The sequence below is a fragment of the Pseudoponticoccus marisrubri genome (assembly GCF_001482405.1).
GTDB classification, from domain to species: Bacteria; Pseudomonadota; Alphaproteobacteria; order Rhodobacterales; family Rhodobacteraceae; genus Pseudoponticoccus; species Pseudoponticoccus marisrubri.
Map to the genome: position 1 here is coordinate 1 of NZ_LPXO01000039.1, position 2,008 is coordinate 2,008.

General features: G+C 56.6%; 4 protein-coding genes and 1 pseudogene. 1 reads left to right on the top strand and 4 read right to left on the bottom strand.

Annotated features, from left to right (window positions below):
• Window positions 1-65 precede the first annotated feature (65 nt).
• Window positions 66-194, bottom strand: coding sequence for a hypothetical protein (locus tag AVJ23_RS23525; protein ID WP_276203231.1), 129 nt, complete (start codon window positions 192-194; stop codon window positions 66-68).
• Between the two features lie 86 nt (window positions 195-280).
• On the opposite strand from AVJ23_RS23525, the gene AVJ23_RS23615 reads away from it, so the two are divergent.
• Window positions 281-487, top strand: coding sequence for an HGGxSTG domain-containing protein (locus tag AVJ23_RS23615; protein ID WP_367576952.1), 207 nt, complete (start codon window positions 281-283; stop codon window positions 485-487).
• A gap of 133 nt (window positions 488-620) precedes the next feature.
• Here AVJ23_RS23615 and AVJ23_RS21845 read toward each other — a convergent pair whose 3' ends face one another.
• The 3 genes and pseudogenes from AVJ23_RS21845 to AVJ23_RS23010 form a co-directional block, all read right to left on the bottom strand.
• On the bottom strand, window positions 621-1,208 hold the full coding sequence (locus tag AVJ23_RS21845; RefSeq protein WP_058864348.1) for a recombinase family protein: 588 nt from the start codon (window positions 1,206-1,208) through the stop codon (window positions 621-623).
• Window positions 1,209-1,232: 24 nt separating this feature from the next.
• On the bottom strand, window positions 1,233-1,610 hold the full coding sequence (locus AVJ23_RS22490) for a recombinase family protein (protein ID WP_084794875.1): 378 nt from the start codon (window positions 1,608-1,610) through the stop codon (window positions 1,233-1,235).
• Window positions 1,611-1,923: 313 nt separating this feature from the next.
• Window positions 1,924-2,008: pseudogene (locus AVJ23_RS23010) on the bottom strand (IS5/IS1182 family transposase); the annotation flags it as partial.

Below are 2,008 nucleotides of genomic sequence, written 5' to 3' on the forward strand. Positions count from 1 at the left end.
ATCTCCTCCGGCTTGTGTCTCTTCTGTCCCATTCGTTCGTCCTCCATCTGGCTCGAAAGCCTACCTCAGGAAGGACCACTTTTCTGGGGGCAGACCATCGGGACAAACATCGGGGCAAGGGCCAGCAGAAAGTGACTGTTGAGCACGTTCATGTTCACGCAGGCGGTCAGGCCGTCGTGGGCGTCGTCGAACACGCTGGGGGGCGGGGGGCAGAAAAAACCGGAGGAACAACCCCATGCACAACAAATTACCTATGCACCTCAGTGCCCGCTGTGGGGCGATGACACGGGCGCAGAAACCGTGCCTGTCCCCCGCGATGGCGAATGGTCGTTGCCGAATGCATGGGGGGAGGTCACCGGGTGCACCGAGGAAGAATTCTAACGCCCTCAAGCACGGACGTGTCAGCGCGAAGGCAGCCGAACAAAGGGCGGAGGTGACCTCACTCATCCGTGCGATGCGAGAACTCATTGAACAGGCAGACAGCTAGTCGCGACGATTATGCCTTGGTCGGCACTCTTGGTGCGGTGGTCCTATTTTCGAAAGCGTATTCTGAGTGACCCGCATTAGTGCCAGATTGGAAACGGACCGTGCACTCAAGTGCACCAATGCCCATTCGAACGCTATTTCGCAACAGCGTCTGCGGGAGAGGACGTCTGATGCTCTCTCAGTATCCTGTAGACCGACGCGCGGCTGATGCCCGCTCGTTTTGCGATTTCGGTAGGACCAACGCCCGCCCAGGCCAACTCAATCACGTCATCTGACTTTGCCTGGGCGGTCGGCTTGCGCCCTTTGTATTTCCCTGCCGCCTTGGCCTTGGCGATGCCTTCTCGCTGCCGCTCAAGCATGATTTCGCGCTCGAACTCCGCAATGCCTCCCAGCACCGTGAGCATCAGCTTGCCCGTTGGCGTCGCGGTATCGATGCCCATTGCCAGTATCCGTAGGGAAGCCCCCTTACTGGTGAGCGTCGCCAGGATTTCCATGAGATGAGCGACTGAGCGCGCCAGTCGGTCGAGCCGCGTCACAATCAAGGTGTCGCCCTCGCGGACGAAGTCCATTGCTTCGGTCAGTTTCTTCCGGGCGGCTACGTCGACAGAAGAGACCTGTTCCTCAAAAACCTTCTCACATCCCGCAGCCCGGAGTTCATCAAGCTGAACCTCCAATCCCGCTTTCTGGTCGAGTGTCGAGGTTCTTGCATATCCAATCAGCATGGCGCGCCTTTGTGTCACACGGGTTTAAGATGTTGTGACACGCATTGTCTCAAAAATCAATGGTGATTTGTGTGAGACGACACTCCATGCGTTTCGGGTTGTTTCACAGGGGCATGCCCTATCGATCACATCGCCCATTTGAGAAGCCTGCCGCCGCATGGCGACAGCGAAATTGAGGTGACCACCAATGACCTCCGTCAGAATGTCCGACGGAATCGCGCAGTAAGCGAACACGTTGCCGCTGCGAAGGTGGTCAAGCAGTCTGTCCAATTCTGGCCGCTTCCCGATTGCGCCGCTGATCGCATCGGCAAACACGCACTCAGGCCCGGCGCTCGCCAAAGCGTCGATCTGCGAATCAGTAAACTGGTCACCTGTGGTGACTCGGGCGCAATCCATGAACATGAAACATGGTGCCACAAACCTTCCAAAACCGACCAGATTGAGGCAGGGGGCGACAGCTTTAAGCCACTGATATGTCGAGATGACTACTGGGCATCCAAAAAAGGAGCGGTTTCAGTTTCTGCTTGGTAAAGGAACCGTGACCGCTCACGATTCTTGCGCTAACCTCAATGCAGTGCGAGCAAAGGCAAACTGCCATAGGCGACTTGGAGGAAGATATGGTTGAAGTTAATTTTTTTGTAAATCCCGACGAGATTCCCGGAGACATTAGAGTTACCCAAGGCAGTTTCCTGACAGGGACGACTAGGATCAGGATTCATAACCAGTAGATGACGACTGCAGCGAGAGCGATGGCGGAGAGAAAGACCTTGGGGCAGCGGTCGTAGCGGGTCGCCACACGC